The sequence below is a fragment of the Arthrobacter sp. ZBG10 genome (genome assembly GCF_001238605.1).
Classification (GTDB): Bacteria; Actinomycetota; Actinomycetes; order Actinomycetales; family Micrococcaceae; genus Arthrobacter.
On record NZ_LFQH01000120.1, the window covers coordinates 1 to 651 of the forward strand.

Annotated in this window: 1 protein-coding gene; it reads left to right on the forward strand. The window is 70.5% G+C overall.

The window, feature by feature from the left end; all coding sequences use genetic code 11:
- On the forward strand, window positions 1–651 hold a 651-nt coding region (locus ACU18_RS18795; protein WP_231686143.1), incomplete at both ends, for a DUF222 domain-containing protein.

Sequence of the window (651 nt, forward strand, 5' to 3'; positions counted from 1 at the left end):
CCCGGATCCCACCCTCCCTGATCCTGCACTCCCGGACCCGATCGATGTGGCTGATCCTGCAGGCGCTGACCCGGCAGACCCACTCCTGACACCTGCCCCCGATCCGGCCGCCGGCAGTGTCCTGGCCGGGCGGTGTGTGGCGGCGGTCCTGGTCCCGGGACGGTTACGGGCCAAGGTGCGTTCCTGGCGCGAACGCCACCACCCCGAATCCATTGAGGAACGCCACCACCGATCCGCCGCGGACCGCAGGGTCGAGTTCACCCCGGCCCGGGACGGAATGGCCTGGCTCAGCGCCTGCCTCCCCGCCGCCTCCGCCGAAGCGATCCACAACCGGCTCACCGCGATCTCCCGCGGCCAACAAGGCCCCCACGAGACCCGCACCCTGCCCCAACGCCGCGCTGATAACCTCGTCGAAGCCCTCCTCACCGCCGGACTCACCCCCACAGAACACAACACCGCTGGCGCTGTCACTGGGGAAACCGCCTCTGGAACGGAGGCCGGATCCACGCCTGACGCTGCCACCAGCCCTGGGGCGCCGTTTACCTCCGCCAAGGCCTGGGGTGATGTTCCGGTACCCAGGGCGCAGGTCCTGATCACCGTCCCGGTCATGGCCCTCCTCGGAGCCACCGAGGAACCCGCGATCCTCGACGG